Below are 19,108 nucleotides of genomic sequence, written 5' to 3' on the forward strand. Positions count from 1 at the left end.
CGCCAATGCCACCCCTGCCAGGACTGCGACAATGAGGATGGCAGTCGCGATCAGCCAGGCCTTGCGATGTTCGAGTTGCTCGCTGCGCTTCTCCTGATCCACGTGCAGGAAGCGCTCGTGGTCCACCATCTGGTCGAGCTGCGATCTTATCTCGTCCAGGCTGCGAATCATCGCCATCGCGGCAGGCCCCGAATAGGTGCGGGCAGTTTTGACGATTTCATCGACCTCGCGCAGCTTTGCTGCAACGATCAGCGCCAGATGTCCGGCGCGATGGCTCTGCAATGGATCGCCCGCGACCAGCGCCTGGAGGGCCTGCGCGTCCCGTCTTACGGCTTCGTCGGCGACGCCATAGGCCTTGAGATATTGCGGATCGAGGGTCAGCAGGTAGCCGCGCCGTTGCGCCTCCACGTCGGCGATGACCGCTCGCAATCGCTCCAGCGTCTCGAGCACCTGACGGTTGCGCTCCTGCGCAAGATTTGCCGCTTGTCGCTCCTGCCCGTATCTAAGGCCGAGAATCGCGGTCGCGACAACCACAGTGAGAAGCGCCGTGACCGCCAGCCTCAGCGGACGAGCAAACCACCGAAACGACTGGCTCAGAAGAACTGACATTGGCCTGATCTTCGATGCTCGCCTGAGCGGCGTTTTCTGATGCCGACGCAGAGTATTGCTACTATAATGGAAAACAGCCACAGTCCGCACAGGTGAGCGGGAACCGGCACCCTCAACCGCGCAGTCATAACGGCTTAAAAGCCCGTGGGTCCCCTCGCAAGGGGCCAGAACGTCACGGGAGTACCGCGGCTGCTGTGAAGTTCGATCCTTCGGCCGGAGCAACCACGGGAGCAAACAGATGGCTCCAAGCGAGAAGTTGCCTGCAAAATTGCCGGGCCTTTCCAGGCCGGCGAGCAGGCGCAGCTTCGTCAAGGGTTTGGGCGCAGCCCTGCCGGCTCTCACCATGCTGCCGCGGTGCGGCTTTGCGGCGGATGATACCGCGAACTATGCCGGCGCTGCGATCGGTTGGAAACAATTTGCGGGGCAAACGATCACGCTCGGCGGCGCTATTCATCCCTGGACGAACGCGATCACTCCGCTTTTGCCCGAGTTCACCGAGCTCACCGGCATCAACGTCGTTCCCGACTTCCGGCTGGAGACCGCGTATCTGGGCGCGCTGGCGATCCATCTCAACCGTCGCGACACCACACCCGACGTCTTCATGTTCACGATCTACGGCCAGGGCATCTCGGGAGGATGGCTTGAACCGCTGAGCGCCTATTATGCCGACAAGTCGCTAACCGATCTTGCCTGGTATGACGAGGGCGACCTTCTCAAGACGGCCCAAACCTTTCCGCTGTGGCGGGACGGCGAACGCTACGCGATGCCGATCACTTCGGAGGCGGTGACCCTGTTCATCAACGGCGATGCGCTGGCCGCCAAGAACCTGTCGGTTCCCCGCACTTTCGAGGAGCTGCTTGTTACCGCGAACGCGATCAAGACCGATGAGATGTCCGGCATAGCCATGCGGGCGCAGGCCAGCGGCAATTCGTCCGTACCGGCGATGAGCTTTGTGTTCTCTTATGGAGCCCACATGGTCAAGGACAACAGGGCCGCATTCGCGAGCCCCGAGGCAATCGCGGCCATCGAGATGTACGGTCAGTTGCTCAGCCAGGCCGGGCCTGGCGGCGTCAGCGGCTATGAATGGTACCACGTGCTGGACGACTTCCTGCAGCGCAGGACCGCGATCGCGATCGACAGCAGCAACTTCGCCACCGACATCTCCAATCCGGCAAGAAGCCAGGTTTCCGGTCAGGCCGTGTTCGCCGCCTTTCCACATGTCGCCGGCCGCACGTCAGTGCCGTTCATGTCGCACTGGCAGGCGTGCATCAATTCCAGGTCACGACACAAGCGGGCGGCTTTCCTGTTTATGCTGTGGGCGACCAGCAAACCGACCTCGATGCGGACGGCAGCAGCGGGGCTGGCGACGACGCGGGTGTCGGCCTGGTCGAGCGAAGGCTTCAAGAAGGCGTTTGGCGCACAAGCCGCGGAGGCGGCGCTGACCAACTTGCAGAATGCCGATGTCGACCGCGCCAAGGCGATCCTGTTTCACCCGCAATCGAGACCCATCATGGACGCCTTCATGATCGGCGTGAATGAAGTGGTCACCGGTGCGAAGCCGGCGAAGATTGCGATGACGAGCGCCGCCGAGAAAGCCAACGCGGCGATCCGCGGATAGCAGAGCCCGCTATTTCCCTTGCTCCCACTGCATGAATTTTTCAAGCAAGGGCTTTTCGGGCGCTGCTTTGGCCGTTCCAGCGGGCTCGGAAACAGCCGGGTCTTCGCTTCCTGGTGTTCCTCGAAACTGCTTGAACCCTTGAAGCAGCGCCTCGGAGTCTTCTTTGGATGTCGCTTGAGCCGGCGTAGCCAATGCAGGGGTAGAAATGGAAACGGCGAGGTCCGCGGGCTCATTTTTTGACCTCGGAGGCATGTTGAGCACCACGAGCGTCACGATCACAGCGGCACCGATCGCTGCCGCAATTGCCGTGACGAGCAGTCCGCGTGACGGTCGGCGTTCGTAAATGAACTGGGACTCCAGCGGACGGGTGGATTTGGCGAAGGCCTTTTCGCGCATCTCGTCAAAACGCGACACAGGGGCAGCGGAAGCAAATTGGTGCTCCCCCGTCTGCGGTGTCTCGTTAGATCGCGGGTTCGCCATGCTGCGCGCCGAGCGCGGTGCATAGTACAGCGGATCATTCGGATCGTCGGGGTTGGGATGGTCGTTCGCGCGGATGAAACTCATTTGCGCTACTCCTCACAGTACCACATCATCGCATCGGAATATTTGCCACTCAAGGCTTCAGCCTGGGCTTCCGAGCACTGTCCCACGGTCTCTGGCATGAAACGCCGCAAGCATTCGCGCCTGCGGCCAGCGGGGTAAAACTTCCATCCGCCACCCCCCGACGTCAAGAGCCTGATCCAAACCGGGAGGCGTGTGGAGTCGGATGTTCTGTTACGCCTCAGAAACAGTCAAGCTGTTGCCGTCCTGCGACAACATAGGCGGGAACTTGTGGAATTCGCGCCCCTAGATCGTGACCTGCGTTCCCACTTCGACCACGCGTCCGGTCGGGATCTGGAAGTAGTCGGTGGCGTCGTTGGCGGAGCGGCTGAGGCGGATGAACAGCAGGTCCTGCCAGCGCGGCATACCGGAATGGGCAGCCGGCTTCAGCGCGCGGCGGGACAGGAAGAACGAGGTCGACATGATGTCGAACTGCCAGCCGAGCTTGCGGGCGATCGCCAGCGTCTTCGGCACGTTCGGCGATTCCATGAAGCCGAATTTGAGCGTGACCCGCGAGAAGGTCTCGCTCAGCTGCTCCATCCGCACCCGTTCGGCATCGTTGATCCGAGGCGTCGGCGCGGTCTCGATGGTGAGAATGACGTTCTTCTCGTGCAGCACCTTGTAGTGCTTGAGGCTGTGCATCAGCGCCGTCGGCGCGCAATCGGGATCGGAGGTGAGGAAAACCGCGGTACCCGGCACCCGCTGCGGCGGACGCTTCTCCAGCATCGCCACCAGGTCGGCCAGCGGGAATTCCAGTTTGCGCGATTTCTCGAACAATAGCCGGCTGCCGCGCCGCCACGTGTACATCAGGAGCATCACGACACCACCGAGCGCCAGCGGCACCCAGCCGCCCTCGAATACCTTCAAGAGGTTGGCCGCAAGGAAGGTGATGTCGAGGAACAGGAACGGCGCGATCAGGGCGGCGGCCGCGATCGGCGACCATTTCCAGACCCGCCAGATCACGACAAAGCCCATCATCGCCGTGACCACCATGGTGCCGGTCACGGAGATGCCATAGGCCGAGGCCAGCGCACTCGACGAGCGGAATAGAACCACCAGCAGGATCACCGCCAGAAACAGCAGCAGGTTGATGCGGGGAATGTAGATCTGGCCGGAATGGGCTTCCGAGGTGTGGCGGATTTCGAACCGCGGCATCAGGCCGAGCTGGATCGCCTGGCGCGTCAGCGAATAGGCGCCGGTAATGACGGCCTGGCTCGCGATCACGGTCGCCACCGTCGCCAGCGCCACCATCGGGATCAGCGCCCAGTCCGGGAACATCAGGAAAAACGGGTTCTCGATCGCCTTGGGATCGGCGATCAACAGCGCGCCCTGCCCCAGGTAGTTCACCGCCAGCGACGGCAGCACGATGAACAGCCAGGCGGTCTGGATCGGCCGCTTGCCGAAATGGCCAAGGTCGGCATAGAGCGCCTCCGCGCCGGTGACGGCGAGAAACACCGCGCCCAGCGTCACGAAGCCGATCAGACCGTGATGGAGCATGAAGGAAACCGCGTGGAGCGGATTGAAGGCCTGAAGCACTTCGGGATGGCGTGCGATCTGCGGCACGGCCGCGATCGCGATCACGGCGAACCAGACGCACATGATCGGCCCGAAGAACGCAGCCACGCGGGCGGTGCCGTGGGACTGCACGGCAAACAGTGCGACCAGAATGACCAGCGTCAGCGGCACGACATAATGTTCGAAGGATACGGTGATCAGCTTCATGCCTTCGATCGCCGACAGCACCGAGAGCGCCGGCGTCAGCACGGCGTCGCCGTAAAACAGCGCCCCGGAGATGATGCCGAGCAGCACGATCGTGGCCCCGCCCTTCCCCACCGCGCGCTGCGCCAGCGCCATCAGCGCCAGCGTACCGCCCTCGCCATTATTGTCGGCGCGCAGGAGGATGACGACGTATTTCAGCGTCACCACCACGATCAGCGCCCACAGGATCAACGAGAGCACGCCGAGCACGGCCTGCGACGTCGCAGCGGCCGAGCCCTCACTCGCCGCCACCACCGCTTCGCGCAGCGCGTACAGCGGGCTGGTGCCGATGTCGCCATAGACGACGCCGATGCTGCCGAGCATCAGGGCTTTGAAGGTGGCGGTGGAATGCGCTTCGCCATGACCGTTGGCCGCGGGCGTTTCCGCCGCGGTGACCGCAAACTGGACTGACATGGGGATTTGCGCCTCGATTGCTTACTGCAATGCACAATTCAGAACGGCAGGGCTATACTCCCGCCGCGAACGCATAGGTTAGGCTTGATTCAGGCCTCCGGTATGCAGCCGGAGCATGGATGGAGAGCCGCCACTAGCCACGATTCACAGCAATATCAGATAGTTACCTGCGTGCCGACCTCCACGACCCGTCCGGTCGGGATCTGGAAATAGTCGGTGGCATCGTTGGCCGACCGGCTCATCGCGATGAACAGGTGGTCCTGCCAGAGCGGCATCCCCGACTGCGCCGAGGGCTTGAGCGAGCGCCGCGACACGAAGAACGACGTCGCCATGATGTCGAACTGCCAGCCGAGCTTGCGCGCGATCACCAGCGCCTTCGGCACGTTCGGCGATTCCATGAAGCCGAAGCGCAGCCGCACCGTGGAGAACTTCTCGCTGATGCTCTCCATCTTGACCCGCTCGGACAGGTCGACGCGCGGCGTCTGCGCGGTCTCGATGGTCAGGATCACGTTGTGCTCGTGCAGCACCTTGTTGTGCTTGAGATTGTGCATCATCGCGGTCGGCACGAAGCTCGGGTCTGAGGTCAGAAATACCGCCGTGCCCTTGACGATGTGGGGTGGACGCTTTTCCAGGCTCTTGATCAGGTCCGCCAGCGGCACCTCGATGCGGCGCGTCTTGGCGGTCAGGATGGTGGCGCCACGGCGCCAGGTCCAGATCATCACCGCGACCGCAATGCCAAACAGCAACGGCACCCAGGCGCCCTCGAACAGCTTCAGCAGGTTCGCGGCAAAGAAACTGGTGTCGACGACGACGAGGGGCAGGATCACGGCCGCGGCGGTGGCCGCGCGCCAGTTCCACAGCTTCCAGATCACGACAAAGCCCATGATGCCGTCGACCACCATGGTGGTGGAGACGGCAATGCCATAGGCCGACGCGAGGCCGCTCGAGGTACGGAACAACAGGACCAGCAGCACGACCCCGATCAACAGCAGCCGGTTGACGCGCGGCAGATAGATCTGGCCGGCATGCGATTCCGAGGTGTAGCGCACCTCGAACCGCGGCAGGAGGCCGAGCTGCACCGCCTGCCGGATCAGCGAAAACGCCCCCGTGATCACCGCCTGGCTGGCGATGACGGTCGCCGCGGTCGCCAGCACCACCATCGGCAACAACAGCATCCCCGGCACCAGCCGGTAGAATGGGTTTTCGACCGCCGCCGGATCGGACAACACCAGCGCGCCCTGCCCGAAATAGTTGATCAGCAGCGCCGGCATCACGAAATAGAACCAGCCGGTCTGGATCGGCTTGCGTCCGAAATGGCCGAGGTCGGCATAAAGCGCCTCGCCACCGGTCACGGCCAGAAACACCAGGCCCATCGTCACCAGTCCGATGGTGCCGTGGGACAGCATGAACTGGATCGCGTACCAGGGATTGATCGCGTAAAGCACCGTGGGATCGTCGCTGATGTGGATGAGGCCCAGGACCGCCAGCGTCGCGAACCAGACCACCATGACCGGCCCGAAGGCCGAGGCGACGCGCGCGGTGCCGCTGCTCTGCACCGAGAACAGCACGACGAGGATGAAGATCGTCAGCGGCACCACATAATGTTCGAGCGCCGGCGTGACCAGCTTGAGACCTTCGACCGCCGACAGCACTGAAATCGCCGGCGTGATCATGGAATCGCCGATGAACATCGAGGCGCCGACCACGCCGAGCGCCAGCAAGGGCAAACTTCGACGGCCCAGCGCCCGTTGCCCAAGCGCCATCAGGGATAGCGTGCCGCCCTCGCCGTTGTTGTCGGCGCGCAACAGCAGCAGCACATATTTGGCTGTCACGACGATGAACAGCGACCACAGGATCAGCGAGAGTACGCCGAGCACGATGATGCGCGATACCGGCTGGCCTTCGGCAGCGTGCGTGACGGCCTCGCGAAACGCGTACAACGGCGAGGTGCCGATATCGCCGAACACCACGCCAATACTGCCCAGCGTCAGGGCCCAAAAGCCTGAGGTCGCGTGCCCCTCATGGGCCTCGGTAGAGGTCGAGGTAGATGTGACGCTGACAGTCATGGTGGAAGAGAACGTTCTCGTCGTTGAATTGATCCGCGCGGCTATCGACGCTTCCGCGTTGCCTGTCAATCTCGGACAAGCATAGCACCACCTGCGATGCGGAGCTTACGCAAAGCAGATTCCATCGAAACGACATGGTGGTATTATGGTAGTTCCGGCTTGCTACGGCTTCAGATTCGGCGGAAGCGGCGGATTTTCGCGCATCAATGTGATGGTGACGCGACGGTTTGCCGGCAATGTCGGATCGTCGGGAAATAGTGGCTGGCTGTCGGCCCGGCCGCCGACGGCATAGATGTGGGATGACGGCAGCCCTTCGCGCTCGAGAATCTGGCGCACGACGTTGGCGCGGTCGGCCGACAGATCGAACGCGCCATATTCGCCCCGCGTCGGCACGAAGCCCGCAGAGGTGTGGCCGACAATGTTGACGCGCAGCGGTGTCGCCTTCAACGGCACGGCCAGTTTCTGGATCAGCCGGCGGGTGCGGTCGTACGGGACCTTGGAGCCGTCAGCGAACATCGAGCGGCCGTCCTGGTCGACGATTTCGAGATTGAGGCCCTCTTTGGTCTCCTCGAACATGATGTGCTTGGACATTTCGGTCAATTCCGGCATGTCCTGCAGCGCCTGGCGCAACGAGGCCGCGGCGAGCGCGAACTCGCGATCGACTTTTATGCGGGCACCGAATTCGCGCTGACGGTCCCTTTCGTCGGGCGTTGGGGTGTTGGAGGCTTCCTCGGGCGAAATGTGCTCGACATTCTTCAGCTTCGGCCGCGTCGGCAGGCCGTCGGATTCGACGATGCCCGAATGCCGGGACTCGGTCTGCACGCCGAACGCCTCGCGCATCGAGCCGGCGACGATCTTGAGCTTCTGCTGGTCCTGGCTGGAGAATGCCACCAGCATCACGAAGAACGACAGGAGTAGCGCCATCAGGTCGGCGAACGTCACGAACCAGCCGTGACCGCCATGCGCCTCTTCGCGTTTTTTCTTGGCCATGCTTTATGTCCGCGCCTTGATGCCGTCCCGATCAGGCCGGAACCAGCTCGCCTTCCTCGTGGCGGTGCTTTTCCGGCAGATAGGCCAGCAGCATTTCACGCACCAGGGCCGGGCTCTTGGAATCGCGGATCATCAGGATGCCGTCGATGATCAGCGTGCGGTTGGTTTCCTCGTCGATCAGCTTGCCATGCAGCTTGTCGGCGATCGGCAGGCAGATCAGGTTCGCAACCACCGCGCCGTACAGCGTCGCCAGCAGGGCGACCGCCATGAACGGACCGAGCTTCGAGGGATCCGACATGTTCGAGAACATCTGCACCATGCCGAGCAGCGTGCCGATCATGCCGAACGCCGGCGCGCAGTCGCCGATCGCCCGATAGATCTTCGAACCCTCGTTGAGATGCATCAGGAAATTGTCGCGGTCGCGCTCCATGTTGTCGCGGATAAATTCGAGATCGTAACCGTCGGCGACGTAGCGGATGCCCTTGGCGAGGAACGGCTCGTCGGTCTCGACCTTTTCCAGCCCGACCGGACCCTGCTTGCGGGCGATTTCGGCGATGCGCGCCAGTTCGTCGACCAGGTCGCGCGCCGCGAGCCGGCTCATGGTGAAAGCGAATTTCGCGCCGAGCGGCATGCCGTGCAGGATCGCGCTGAGCGGAAAGCGGATCATCGTCGCCGCGAACGAGCCGCCGAAGATGATGATGACGGCGTGGATGTCGTAGAACATCCGGAAATCACCGCCCATCAGGATCAGCGTCGACAACACGATGACGCCGGCGAGCAGGCCTACGAGCGTGGTGATATCCATTCTGAACTCCAACGCGTACGCGAAGTACCGGCCATCCTGACCGGTCGCGCGCCCCATCCGGAGCTCGCGCAAGAGGAACCCTACGTCGGCGCAATTAAAGAGCCGTAAAGGTTAAACTCGAACAGGGATCGTAAAATTGCGGGGCCCGCGAGGCCGGCCGCAAGGATTCGCTAACCATATTGCGCCAGCCCATCCCCGTCATTGCAAGCGGAGCGAAGCAATCCATCGCGCGGCATAACGGATGCATGGATTGCTTCGTCGCTTCGCCCCTCGCAATGACGGGGCCAAGCCCAACGATCACGGCAAGCACCTACTGCGCCTGCGTGCCGATGCCGGCGGCCTTGATGATCGGCCACCATTTTTCGATCTCGGCCTTCTGGAAGGCGGCCAACCCTTCCGGCGTCTGCTGGGCGGGCGGCGCGACGTCGAGACCCAATTCCGAAAAACGCTTCTGGATCGCCGGGTCGGCCAGCGCCTCCGTTGTCGCCGCGTTGAGTTTTGCGATGATCTCCTTCGGCGTGCCCTTGGGCGCCCAGAAGCCGAACCAGCCGGACATATAGAGGCCCGCCACCCCGCTCTCGTCCGCGGTCGGAATATCCGGCATCGAGGCCGAGCGGGTGGCTGAGAGATTGGCGAGCGCCTTGATCTTGCCGGCGCGGATTTGCGGCAGCGCCACCGCACCCTGCACCACCAGCAGATCGACCGTGCCCGAGACCAGATCGGTCATCGCAGGCCCTGCGCCGCGATAGGGAATGAACTGCACCTTCTGCTTGGTCAGGTTCTCGAACAAAACGCCGGTGACATTCGCCGCCGCATTCTGGTTGACGAAGTTGATCTTGCCCGGATTGTCCTTCATCCACGCCACGAGTTCGCCGAGCGTGTTGGCCGGCAGGTCCTTCTTGGCGACCATGAGCTGTGGATTGTTCGAGACCAGCGCGATCGGCTCGAAATCCTTTTCGAGATCGTAGTCGAGCTTGTAGATGATGCTGCCGACATGGGTGTCCCACTGGCCGATGTCGAAGGTGTAACCGTCAGGCGCGGCGCGCGCGACGCGGCCGACACCGATGCTGCCCCCGGCGCCGCCGACATTTTCGATCACCACAGACTGCCCGAGCGTTGTGCGCATCCGCTCGCCCATGATGCGTGCGGCGGTGTCGGTCGAGCCGCCGGGCGGGAACGGCACGATCAGCGTGATGGGGCGAGAGGGATAGGTCTGTGCCTGCGCAAGGGCGCAACTCATGATCAGCAGCAGCGCGGTAACGAGCTTCTTCATCACTCCCTCCCCCGATGTTGAGCGTGCATTGTTGCACGTCTTTAGCTAGTTCAAATTGACCTTTGGAACGCTCGCCTGCATGAGAGGCACCATCGACGGAACGCCGTACAGCTCGGAGATGGTTTCGCGGTTCTTCTGATAGAGCACCAGAACCTTGTCATCGGCGATCTGCTGGACAGTGTAGAGCTGATCGATGCCCTCGATCAATTTCCGATAGTTTGTCCCATCGGTCGCGCTCGTCGCAAGGGAGACGGCGTCCCTCTCCGTCAGCCGCTTGTCGCCATTGGTGTCTCTCTCGACAACGACATGAAGCACCGCAACGGCCGCGCGCGGCTGGTCGGGTGCATCTTTCAACTTGTTGAACAGCATATGGCTATCGAGCAGCAACTGGCCGACGCCATCGAAGAGCCATCTGCTCTCGTTGGAAGAAACGTTCAGGAAAAGCAGGTTGACCTGCTGCCGACTTTCCTTCGAATAGACCGATCCCGCACTGTAGGATTGCGCGCGAAAAAGAGGAACTTGCACATGGGTTGTTGCAACGATTGGGCGTGGGGTGCCCAGCGAAAATTCCTCTGATATTTTGTCCTGTGGGTCGACGTTAACGACGTTGGTGACCCTGCGCGATCGCGTTTCTTCCTTGAAGATCGTCAATCCGGCGTACAGCCCCAGCAAAATGCAGGTCGTGGCAGCGCCCGCTATTGCCAGCGCGTTGAACCGCCAGACGTATTTGAAGAAGCCATTTTCGCTTTGTTGCACGGCGGCATCCATTTGGAGCCGGTGCGAGCCGGCATTGACGGCATGCGCCCGCCTAGTGGATCTCCGCCGAGCGCTTCAGCGCCTCTTTCAGTTTTTCCAGCGTGAAGTCCGGGCTGCGCGCGATCTCAAGGATCGGCGTTTCGCGCCGGCCGCAGAGTTCGGCGGCTTCCGGAATCTTGGCCGCGATATCGTGCGGGATGACGATGGCGCCGTGCTGGTCGGCGTGGATGAGATCGTCGGAATGCACGGTCATGCCGGCGACGCGCACTTCGCCGCCCCAGGCTTCCGCATGGACCCAGGCATGCGACGGTCCGACCGAACCGGCCAGCGCCTGGAAGCCCGGCGCCCATTGCGGGATGTCGCGGATCGAGCCGTCGGTGATGACGCCGAGGCAGCCGAGCGCCTTGTGCACGTTGCTCTGCACCTCGCCCCAGAACGCGCCGTAGCCGACATCGGCGCCGTCGATATCCTGGATCACGGTGATGCGCGGGCCGAAGCCGGTGCCGACATATTCGTAATAGGCGATGCGGCGGCGGGCCTGCTCGTCGGCGGGAAGCGTGGATTTGAGCACCGAGCGGATCGTGACCGTGCGGGCGTAGCCGACCATCGGCGGCAGATCGGGAAACGGGCAGACCAGCGGCTTGGTGGTGTAGCCGATCAGGCGGCGTTCGGGCGCGACGATCTCCATCGCATTGCAGATCGTCGGCGTGTCATAGCGCGCCAACGCCTCGAGGACGGAAGCAGGCAGCGGGGCGGTAACGGCTTTGTTCACGGCGTTCTCTCCTGATTATTTGGCCCGGCTCTTTCAGGCCGTGCGTCGCTTGAGCCCCTATAGCCGAGATTGTCGGAGAACCCAACTCGGCAGCGGCTCATGGCAGATATATCGGAAGGTGCGCCGGGGCGGACTCAGTTCAACCGCGCCGGCCGTTCGTCCTTGGTCTCGCCGGAGGCCGGCGAGAACGGCGCTGCGGCGGATGACGGCGCGGCGGCTTCGGACGCCGCAGCCGGCTGCGCGGCAGCCGCATTGCGCTCATGATCGCGATAGGACTTCCAGCCCCAGGGTAGGCTCAGGAGATAGAGCACCGAGCCGATCGACAGGATGTGCCAGGGATAGCCGATCAGCAGTGCGACGAAGAACACGACGGAGACGAAGACCGGCAGCACCATTTCCGGCGGCACCCGCATCTTCACCGTCTTGCCGGAGAACACCGGCAACCGCGACACCATCAGGAATCCGATCAGGAGCGTATAGGCCGCGGTCAGCGTGGCCGGCGGTTTCGAGATGCCGAGAAACGCCAGATAGAACGGCAGCATCGCCAGGATCGCGCCAGCCGGCGCCGGCACGCCGGTGAAATAATTCGCCGCAAAGGCAGGCTTGTTCGGATCGTCGATACTGGCGTTGAAGCGCGCCAGGCGCAGGCCGCCCGCGATTGCAAACACCATCGCCGCGATCCAGCCGCCATTGGCCAATTCCTGGAGCTGCCAGAAATACAGCATCAGGCCCGGCGCGACGCCGAAATTGACGAAATCGGCGAGGCTGTCGAGTTCGGCGCCGAATTTCGACTGGCCCTTGATCATGCGCGCGACGCGCCCGTCGACACCGTCGAGCACGGCCGCGAATACGATCGCGGCGACCGCGAGCTCCATCCGTCCCTCGATCGACAGGCGGATCGCCGTCAGACCGGCGCAGATCGCCAGCAGCGTGATGACGTTGGGCACCAGCATCCGCACCGGGATCGGGCGAAACCGGCGGCGGCGCAGTTCAGGGTCTTTGGGGTCCGGGATCAGCATAGCCGGCTATTATATAGCAAGCGCCCGCCCGGTTCGCCATTGGGCGGCCGAGCGGCAAAATCACCCGTTCAGAGGGTTAATCGGCTCGGAATGCCCGGCCCTGCTCGCTGGAGCCGAAATCGGCCAAAATCGTCTCGCCCGCAATCGCGGTCTGGCCCTCGGAAACCAGCGCCCGCGTGCCTTCCGGCAGATAGACGTCCAGACGCGAGCCGAACCGGATCAGGCCGAACCGTTCTCCGGCGCCGATTGACTGGCCTTCCCGCACGAATGAGACAATCCGCCGCGCCACCAGGCCGGCGATCTGGACCACGCCGATCCGGCCGTTGGTACTCGAGATCACCAACGAGTTGCGCTCATTGTCTTCGCTGGCCTTGTCGAGCTCGGCGTTGATGAAGGTGCCGGGACGGTAGGCGATGCGGTCGATGCGGCCCGCCACCGGGCTGCGGTTCACGTGGCAGTTGAACACGCTCATGAAGATCGAGATGCGCGGCAGCGGCCGGTCGCCGAGGCCGAGTTCGGCCGGCGGCAGCACCTGCGCCACCATCGAGACGCGGCCGTCGGCCGGCGACACCACGATGCCGTCGCGCACCGGCGTCACGCGGACGGGATCGCGGAAGAACAGCGCGCACCAGACGGTCAGGCCGGTAGCGATCCAGCCGAGCGGCGTCCAGATCCAGAACAGGATCAGGCTGGTCAGCGCAAAGGCGCCGATGAAGGGATAGCCCTCGGGATGGATTGGCGGGATCTGCGCGCGGATGGAATTCGCAATCGACATTAGGGCTCGCTGTTATCTGGCCGACTTCCGTCGGGAATTCGCGCCGTATTTGGATTATTCCGCGGCTGTTGCCAAGGAATCTTTGGATTTGGGCGGGTCCTTGGAGGGATCGCTGAGGGGATCATCGACCGGCGGCGGCGCGCGGTTCGGCGCTTCGTTGCCCTCGTCCATCTGCGCGAGCTTCTCCCGCGCTTCCTCGGCCTCGCGCTGCCTGTTCCACATGCTGGCGTAAAGCCCACCGGCGGCCAGAAGCCTGACATGGGTGCCGCGCTCGGCGATGCGGCCTTGATCGAGCACGATAATTTCGTCGGCGCCGACGATAGTCGAAAGCCGGTGCGCGATCACCAGCGAGGTGCGGCCGCGCGAGACACGCTCCAGCGCTTCCTGGATTTCATGCTCGGTGTGGCTGTCGAGCGCCGACGTCGCCTCGTCCAGCACCAGGATCGGCGGCGCCTTCAGCACGGTGCGCGCAATCGCCACGCGCTGCTTCTCGCCGCCGGACAGTTTCAGTCCGCGCTCACCGACCTGGGTCTCGTAGCCCTTCGGCGAATGGCGGATGAAGCTGTCGATTTGCGCCAGTTGCGCCGCCTGCTCCACTTCGGCATCGCTGGCGTCCCAGCGGCCGTAGCGGATGTTGTAGCGGATGGTGTCGTTGAACAGCACGGTGTCCTGCGGCACCATGCCGATCGAGGCGCGGAGCGACGCCTGCGTGACGTTGCGGATATCCTGGCCGTCGATCAGGATCTTGCCGCTGGAGACGTCGTAGAGACGGAACAGCAACCGCGAAATCGTCGACTTGCCGGCGCCGGAAGGCCCTACGATCGCTACCGTCTTGCCGGCCGGCACCTCGAAGCTCAGGCCTTTGAGGATCGGCCGCTCCGGATCGTAGGCAAAGCGCACATCGTCGAAGCGCACATTGCCGGCGCTGACGGTCAGCGGCGCGGCGTCCGGGATGTCCTTGATCTCCGGATTGCGCGACAGCACGTTGAACATCTTCTCGATGTCGATGATCGCCTGCTTGATCTCGCGATAGACCATACCCATGAAGTTCAGCGGCTGGTAGAGCTGGATCATCATGGTGTTGATCATGACGAAATCACCGACCGTGTTGGTGCCGTTGCGCACGCCGAGCGCGCACATCAGCATGGTTGCGGTGAGGCCAAAGGTGAAGATGATCGCCTGCCCGGTGTTGAGCACCGCGAGCGACGTATAGGTTTTCACGCTGTTGCGCTCGTAGCGCTCCATCGAGCGGTCGTAGCGCTCGGCCTCGCGCGTCTCGGCGCTGAAATATTTCACCGTCTCGTAGTTGAGCAGCGAGTCGATCGCCTTGGTGTTCGCCTCGGTGTCGGAATCGTTCATCTTGCGGCGGATCTCGATCCGCCATTCGGTCGCGATGTAGGTGTAGTACATGTAGATCACGACGGTAACAGCGGTGACCAGCACGTAGCGCCAGTCGAACTGCCACAGCAGCACCGCCATCAACAGCGCGACCTCGACGATGGTCGGGATCAGCTGCAGGATCACCATCCGCACGATCACCTCGATGCCGGTGCGGCCGCGCTCCAGCACCCGCGTCAGGCCGCCGGTCTTGCGCTCCAGGTGAAAGCGCAGCGACAATTCGTGCATGTGAACGAAGGTGATATAGGCGAGTTTGCGCACCGCGTGCATCGCGACGCGGGCGAAGATGCCGTCGCGAAACTGCGTCAGCACCGCCATCAGGACCCTCACCGTGCCGTAGCTTGCGGTCATCAGCAAGGGCGAGGCGATCAACCACAGCATCCAGTTCGACGGCTCGACCGGCGCCGTGCCCATGCCGTTGAGCGCATCGATCGCCCATTTGAAGGTGAACGGAACGATCAGCGTCGCGAGCTTGGCCGCCAGCAGCAGCACCATCGACCAGACCACGCGCATCTTCAGGTCGGCGCGGTCGCCGGGCCAGATATAGGGCCACAGATGCACCAGCGTCCCGACCAGGGTCGCCTTGTCGGGCGAAGCGCCGGCCGGCTCGGCAGCAACGGCATCGGCGCGCGAATCAGGCTCAGCCATTGGCGTCGCGCTCACGGCAAGGTGGCGCACCGGTCGCCTTCAGGGAATTTTCGGTAGTCTGCATATGGACGTCATATAGAGCCTTTACCTCCCCCGTACAGCCTTGAAAGATAAATCTTTCCCCCGTTTGGTTTGATTTCGGGCTTATTTGTGCTGCATCACCGAATTCCACCGGACTTGAGCTTTACCGAGTGCAGTGCCACATGATCTCCATGGATCAAATCAACACCGATCAAATCAAAACCGTTTGTGTCTATTGCGGCTCCGGCCCTGGTTCCAACCCCCGCTTTGTGGAAGCTGCCCAAGCCCTGGGAAAGGCTTTTGCCGAGAACAATATCCGCCTCGTCTATGGCGGCGGATCGGTCGGGCTGATGGGTGCGATCGCCAAGTCGACGCTGGATCACGGCGGCCTGGTCACCGGTATCATCCCGGATTTCCTGCGATCGCGCGAACATATGCTGAAGCGCGTTCAGGAAATGATCGTCACGCCCGACATGCACGAGCGCAAGCGGCTGATGTTCGAACACTCCGACGCGTTCGTGGCGCTGCCGGGCGGCGTCGGCACGCTGGAAGAACTGGTCGAGCAGGTAACGTGGCAGCAGCTCGGCCGTCACACCAAGCCGGTACTGCTCGCCAATATCGACGGCTTCTGGGAACCGCTGTTTGCGCTGCTCACGCATATGCGCGAAACCAAATTCATCCGCCCGCCGTTCGAGATCGACATTCTCAAAGCCGACCAGGTCGAGGACATCGTGCCGCGGCTGCGCGCCGCCGCTGCGCGTGCTCCGGCGGGCGCCAAGGAGATGGCGCCGGAATTGGCGCGGAAGTTGTAGCCATTACGATTTCACTCGGCCGGAAACGTCACCGCCTCGATGCGGTTGCCGTCGGGATCGATGACGAAGGCCGCGTAATACTTTACGCGATCATGCGGGCGCAGGCCCGGCGCGCCGTCGGAACGGCCGCCGGTTTCTAACGCGGCGGCATGAAACGCATCGACATCGGCAGATGATTTCGCGCGAAGGCAGATGTGCGTGCCGCTCTCCGGCGGCACAGGCGCCATGCCGGCGCGCAGGTTGATCCAGAATTCGGGATAGGTCTTGCCGAAGCCGATGGTGGCGGGCCGCGTCACCAAGCGCGACAGGCCGAGGGCTGCAAGCGTCGCTTCATAGAAACGCGCGGACCGTTCGAGGTCAGCAACGCCGACGGAGATGTGGTCGATCATGGATTGGCCCCCTGCTCTCTCCCCGTCATTGCCTGCGACAAACGCAAGGCGTTTGCGCAAGGGAGCCCTTGCGACGAAGCAATCCATACTTTCTTTGCGGCACGATGGATTGCTTCGCTTCGCTCGCAATGACGGCGCGTTTGCGACGCCGCTTTGCGTCACCTCACACCGGCGCGCCTGATTTCACCAGCTTGTAGACCACCGAATCCATCAGCGCCTGGAACGAGGCGTCGATGATGTTCGGCGACACGCCGACGGTGGTCCAGCTCTCGCCGTTTTCGTCCTCGCTCTCGATCAGGACACGCGTGACCGCTTCCGTACCGCCATTGAGGATACGCACGCGGTAATCGATCAGCTTCAGGCCCTCGATGTACTTCTGGTACTTGCCGAGATCCTTGCGCAGCGCGACGTCGAGCGCGTTGACGGGGCCGTTGCCTTCCGCGGCCGAGATCAGCCGCTCGCCGGCGACGTCGACCTTCACCACGGCGAGCGCGACCGTGACGCGCTGGCCGTTGGCGTTGTAGCGCTGCTCGACATTGACGTCGAACTGCTCGACCTTGAAATATTCCGGCACCCGGCCGAGCGTGCGCCGCGCCAACAGGTCGAACGAGGCGTTGGCGGATTCATAGGCGAAGCCCGCCGCCTCCCGCTCCTTCAATTCCTCGACCAGCCGCGCCAGTTTCGGATCGCTCTTTTCGTAAGGAATGCCGGCGCGGTCGAGCTCGGCCATCACGTTGGAACGGCCGGCCTGGTCCGATACCAGCACCTTGCGGTGGTTGCCGACGGATTCGGGCGATACGTGCTCGTAGGTCTGGGGGTCCTTCAGGACCGCGGAGGCATGAATGCCGGTCTTGGTCACGAAGGCGCTCTCGCCGACGTAAGGCGCGTGGCGGTTCGGCGCGCGGTTGAGCATGTCGTCGAGGGTGCGCGACACCTTCATCAGCGTCGCCATCTTCTCGTCCGTGACGCCGATCTCAAAGGCGTCGGAGAATTCGTTCTTCAGGCGCAGCGTCGGGATCAGCGAACAGAGATTGGCGTTGCCGCAGCGCTCGCCGAGCCCATTCAGCGTACCCTGGATCTGCCGCGCGCCGGCGCGCACCGCGGCCAGCGAATTGGCGACCGCCTGCTCGGTGTCGTTATGGGCGTGGATGCCGACATGGCTGCCCGGGATGTGCTTTGTCACAGCGCCGACGATGGTTTCGACTTCATGCGGCATGGTGCCGCCATTGGTGTCGCACAGCACCACCCAGCGCGCCCCGGAATCATAAGCGGCCTTCGCACAGGCCAGCGCGAAATCGGCGTTCTCCTTGTAGCCGTCGAAGAAGTGCTCGCAATCGACCATCACCTCGCGATCCGCAGCCTTGGCCGCGCTGACGCTGTCGCGGATCGAGGCGAGGTTTTCCTCGTTGGTGGTCTCGAGCGCCACCCGCACCTGATAGGCGGATGATTTGGCGACAAAGCAGATCGCATCGGCCTTGGCTTCCAATAGCCCCGCCAGCCCCGGATCGTTCGAGGCCGAACGGCCCGGACGGCGGGTCATGCCGAACGCGGTGAATTTGGCGCTCTCGAATTTTGGCTTCGCGGCAAAGAATTCAGTGTCGGTCGGATTGGCGCCGGGATAGCCGCCCTCGACATAATCGATGCCGAGCTCATCCAGCATCTGCGCGATGATCTGCTTGTCATGCAGCGTGAAATCGACGCCGTTGGTCTGCGCGCCGTCGCGCAGGGTGGTGTCAAAGAGATAAAGACGTTCGCGGCTCATTGTGGCGCTCCCGGCGCGGCGTCTGCCAGCGTCTTCTGCATCGTGGTGTTGGCGAGCCATTCGCCATTGAGCGAGACGGTGTTGCGCTGCTTGGCGGTATAGCCGCGCTTTCGAAACAGCGGCTCCGCGGTGTCGCTGGCGTCGACCGTCAAGGTTTTCGCACCGCGCGCGCCCGCCAGTTTTTCCAGCGCGTCGACCAGCATCGAAGCGACGCCCTGCCCCGCCACGCTCGGATGGACAAAGAGCATGTCGATATGGTCAGCGCCCTTCAGGGACGCAAATCCGACCGGCGCGTTCTGGATGGTCGCGATCAGCGTCAACTGTCCAGCGAGCTTCTTGCCGAATTTTTCCTCGTCCTCGGCTGCCGCAGCCCAGGCTTCCTGCTGCGCCTCGCTGTAATCATCGCCGGTCAGCCCCTCGATGGCGGCGACAAAGATCGCCGCCAGCATCGGAACATCCGCCGGCAGAAACGGCCGCAAGCCGGGTTTGGGCAAAGCCTGTCCCATCGCGTCAAAACACTCCGAACAATCTCAAGGCCAGGATGACCGCGGCAACGATCAACGCCCATTTGATGAAGATGTAATAACGCCAGTGTTTCGGGAAAGGCGTATCGGGTTTTTCCA

Annotated in this window: 16 protein-coding genes and 1 pseudogene; 2 read left to right on the forward strand and 15 right to left on the reverse strand. The window is 63.0% G+C overall.

The features are described 5' to 3' along the window. Positions 1–102: 102 nt before the first annotated feature. Positions 103–954 (reverse strand): annotated as a pseudogene (locus CQ14_RS48550) (CHASE3 domain-containing protein); the annotation flags it as partial. On the opposite strand from CQ14_RS48550, the gene CQ14_RS06435 reads away from it, so the two are divergent. Then, entirely contained in the window at positions 848–2,227 is a 1,380-nt protein-coding gene (locus CQ14_RS06435; protein ID WP_057857081.1) for an ABC transporter substrate-binding protein, read from the forward strand. The pseudogene CQ14_RS48550 and the gene CQ14_RS06435 overlap by 107 nt on opposite strands. A 9-nt stretch (positions 2,228–2,236) precedes the next feature. Here the strand turns inward: CQ14_RS06435 and CQ14_RS06440 are convergent, their stop codons facing one another. The 11 genes from CQ14_RS06440 to CQ14_RS06490 all read right to left on the reverse strand — a co-directional run bounded on the left by CQ14_RS06440 (position 2,237) and on the right by CQ14_RS06490 (position 15,501). Then, positions 2,237–2,791, reverse strand: a complete 555-nt coding sequence (locus tag CQ14_RS06440; RefSeq protein ID WP_057857082.1) for a hypothetical protein — start codon at positions 2,789–2,791, stop codon at positions 2,237–2,239. A gap of 282 nt (positions 2,792–3,073) precedes the next feature. Beyond that, positions 3,074–4,999 carry a potassium transporter Kup gene (locus tag CQ14_RS06445; RefSeq protein WP_057857083.1) on the reverse strand — a complete coding sequence of 642 codons (1,926 nt, stop codon included), beginning with the start codon at positions 4,997–4,999 and terminating at the stop codon, positions 3,074–3,076. A gap of 155 nt (positions 5,000–5,154) precedes the next feature. Next, positions 5,155–7,065, reverse strand: coding sequence for a potassium transporter Kup (locus CQ14_RS06450; protein WP_057857084.1), 1,911 nt, complete (start codon positions 7,063–7,065; stop codon positions 5,155–5,157). A gap of 162 nt (positions 7,066–7,227) precedes the next feature. Next, on the reverse strand, positions 7,228–8,055 hold the full coding sequence (locus CQ14_RS06455; RefSeq protein ID WP_057857085.1) for an OmpA/MotB family protein: 828 nt from the start codon (positions 8,053–8,055) through the stop codon (positions 7,228–7,230). A gap of 31 nt (positions 8,056–8,086) precedes the next feature. Further along, positions 8,087–8,860 carry a motility protein A gene (locus CQ14_RS06460; protein ID WP_057857086.1) on the reverse strand — a complete coding sequence of 258 codons (774 nt, stop codon included), beginning with the start codon at positions 8,858–8,860 and terminating at the stop codon, positions 8,087–8,089. Between the two features lie 310 nt (positions 8,861–9,170). Continuing rightward, positions 9,171–10,133 carry a Bug family tripartite tricarboxylate transporter substrate binding protein gene (locus tag CQ14_RS06465; protein ID WP_057857087.1) on the reverse strand — a complete coding sequence of 321 codons (963 nt, stop codon included), beginning with the start codon at positions 10,131–10,133 and terminating at the stop codon, positions 9,171–9,173. A gap of 45 nt (positions 10,134–10,178) precedes the next feature. Then, a complete protein-coding gene (locus CQ14_RS06470) occupies positions 10,179–10,901 on the reverse strand; it encodes a hypothetical protein (RefSeq protein WP_057857088.1) in 723 nt (240 codons plus the stop codon). A gap of 40 nt (positions 10,902–10,941) precedes the next feature. Then, the gene (locus tag CQ14_RS06475) at positions 10,942–11,661 is read right to left on the reverse strand and encodes an RraA family protein (RefSeq protein ID WP_057857089.1); all 720 of its coding nucleotides are present in this window, start codon (positions 11,659–11,661) and stop codon (positions 10,942–10,944) included. Between the two features lie 134 nt (positions 11,662–11,795). Next, positions 11,796–12,680, reverse strand: coding sequence for a CDP-alcohol phosphatidyltransferase family protein (locus CQ14_RS06480; protein ID WP_057857090.1), 885 nt, complete (start codon positions 12,678–12,680; stop codon positions 11,796–11,798). Between the two features lie 76 nt (positions 12,681–12,756). Then, positions 12,757–13,455 (reverse strand): phosphatidylserine decarboxylase, encoded by a 699-nt coding sequence (locus CQ14_RS06485; RefSeq protein WP_057857091.1) that lies wholly within the window; start codon positions 13,453–13,455, stop codon positions 12,757–12,759. 54 nt (positions 13,456–13,509) lie between these two features. Beyond that, positions 13,510–15,501 carry an ABCB family ABC transporter ATP-binding protein/permease gene (locus CQ14_RS06490; protein WP_057857092.1) on the reverse strand — a complete coding sequence of 664 codons (1,992 nt, stop codon included), beginning with the start codon at positions 15,499–15,501 and terminating at the stop codon, positions 13,510–13,512. A 212-nt stretch (positions 15,502–15,713) separates the two neighbouring features. Between CQ14_RS06490 and CQ14_RS06495 the strand changes: the two genes are divergently transcribed. Next, complete coding sequence (locus CQ14_RS06495) at positions 15,714–16,334, forward strand: LOG family protein (protein WP_057857093.1); 621 nt, start codon at positions 15,714–15,716, stop codon at positions 16,332–16,334. Positions 16,335–16,345: 11 nt separating this feature from the next. Here CQ14_RS06495 and CQ14_RS06500 read toward each other — a convergent pair whose 3' ends face one another. The 3 genes from CQ14_RS06500 to CQ14_RS06510 all read right to left on the reverse strand — a co-directional run bounded on the left by CQ14_RS06500 (position 16,346) and on the right by CQ14_RS06510 (position 18,991). Then, positions 16,346–16,723: a VOC family protein gene (locus CQ14_RS06500; protein ID WP_057857094.1), complete on the reverse strand. Its 378-nt coding sequence runs from the start codon at positions 16,721–16,723 to the stop codon at positions 16,346–16,348. A 163-nt stretch (positions 16,724–16,886) separates the two neighbouring features. Next, entirely contained in the window at positions 16,887–18,485 is a 1,599-nt protein-coding gene (cimA, locus tag CQ14_RS06505) for a citramalate synthase (protein WP_057857095.1), read from the reverse strand. After that, complete coding sequence (locus CQ14_RS06510; protein WP_057857096.1) at positions 18,482–18,991, reverse strand: GNAT family N-acetyltransferase; 510 nt, start codon at positions 18,989–18,991, stop codon at positions 18,482–18,484. Before CQ14_RS06510 ends, cimA begins: the two co-directional genes overlap by 4 nt. Positions 18,992–19,108 lie beyond the last annotated feature (117 nt).

It is taken from the genome of Bradyrhizobium lablabi (assembly GCF_001440475.1).
Taxonomy (GTDB): Bacteria; Pseudomonadota; Alphaproteobacteria; order Rhizobiales; family Xanthobacteraceae; genus Bradyrhizobium; species Bradyrhizobium lablabi.

Coding starts and splice junctions, on each gene's coding strand:
- CQ14_RS06455 (WP_057857085.1), bottom strand. CDS start 8,055: ATGGCCAAGAAAAAACGCGAAGAGGCGCATGGCGGTCACGGCTGGTTC.
- CQ14_RS06500 (WP_057857094.1), bottom strand. CDS start 16,723: ATGATCGACCACATCTCCGTCGGCGTTGCTGACCTCGAACGGTCCGCG.
- CQ14_RS06510 (WP_057857096.1), bottom strand. CDS start 18,991: ATGGGACAGGCTTTGCCCAAACCCGGCTTGCGGCCGTTTCTGCCGGCG.
- CQ14_RS06445 (WP_057857083.1), bottom strand. CDS start 4,999: ATGTCAGTCCAGTTTGCGGTCACCGCGGCGGAAACGCCCGCGGCCAAC.
- cimA (WP_057857095.1), bottom strand. CDS start 18,485: ATGAGCCGCGAACGTCTTTATCTCTTTGACACCACCCTGCGCGACGGC.
- CQ14_RS06435 (WP_057857081.1), top strand. CDS start 848: ATGGCTCCAAGCGAGAAGTTGCCTGCAAAATTGCCGGGCCTTTCCAGG.
- CQ14_RS06470 (WP_057857088.1), bottom strand. CDS start 10,901: ATGGATGCCGCCGTGCAACAAAGCGAAAATGGCTTCTTCAAATACGTC.
- CQ14_RS06440 (WP_057857082.1), bottom strand. CDS start 2,791: ATGAGTTTCATCCGCGCGAACGACCATCCCAACCCCGACGATCCGAAT.
- CQ14_RS06495 (WP_057857093.1), top strand. CDS start 15,714: ATGGATCAAATCAACACCGATCAAATCAAAACCGTTTGTGTCTATTGC.
- CQ14_RS06460 (WP_057857086.1), bottom strand. CDS start 8,860: ATGGATATCACCACGCTCGTAGGCCTGCTCGCCGGCGTCATCGTGTTG.
- CQ14_RS06480 (WP_057857090.1), bottom strand. CDS start 12,680: ATGCTGATCCCGGACCCCAAAGACCCTGAACTGCGCCGCCGCCGGTTT.
- CQ14_RS06450 (WP_057857084.1), bottom strand. CDS start 7,065: ATGACTGTCAGCGTCACATCTACCTCGACCTCTACCGAGGCCCATGAG.
- CQ14_RS06465 (WP_057857087.1), bottom strand. CDS start 10,133: ATGAAGAAGCTCGTTACCGCGCTGCTGCTGATCATGAGTTGCGCCCTT.
- CQ14_RS06485 (WP_057857091.1), bottom strand. CDS start 13,455: ATGTCGATTGCGAATTCCATCCGCGCGCAGATCCCGCCAATCCATCCC.
- CQ14_RS06490 (WP_057857092.1), bottom strand. CDS start 15,501: ATGGCTGAGCCTGATTCGCGCGCCGATGCCGTTGCTGCCGAGCCGGCC.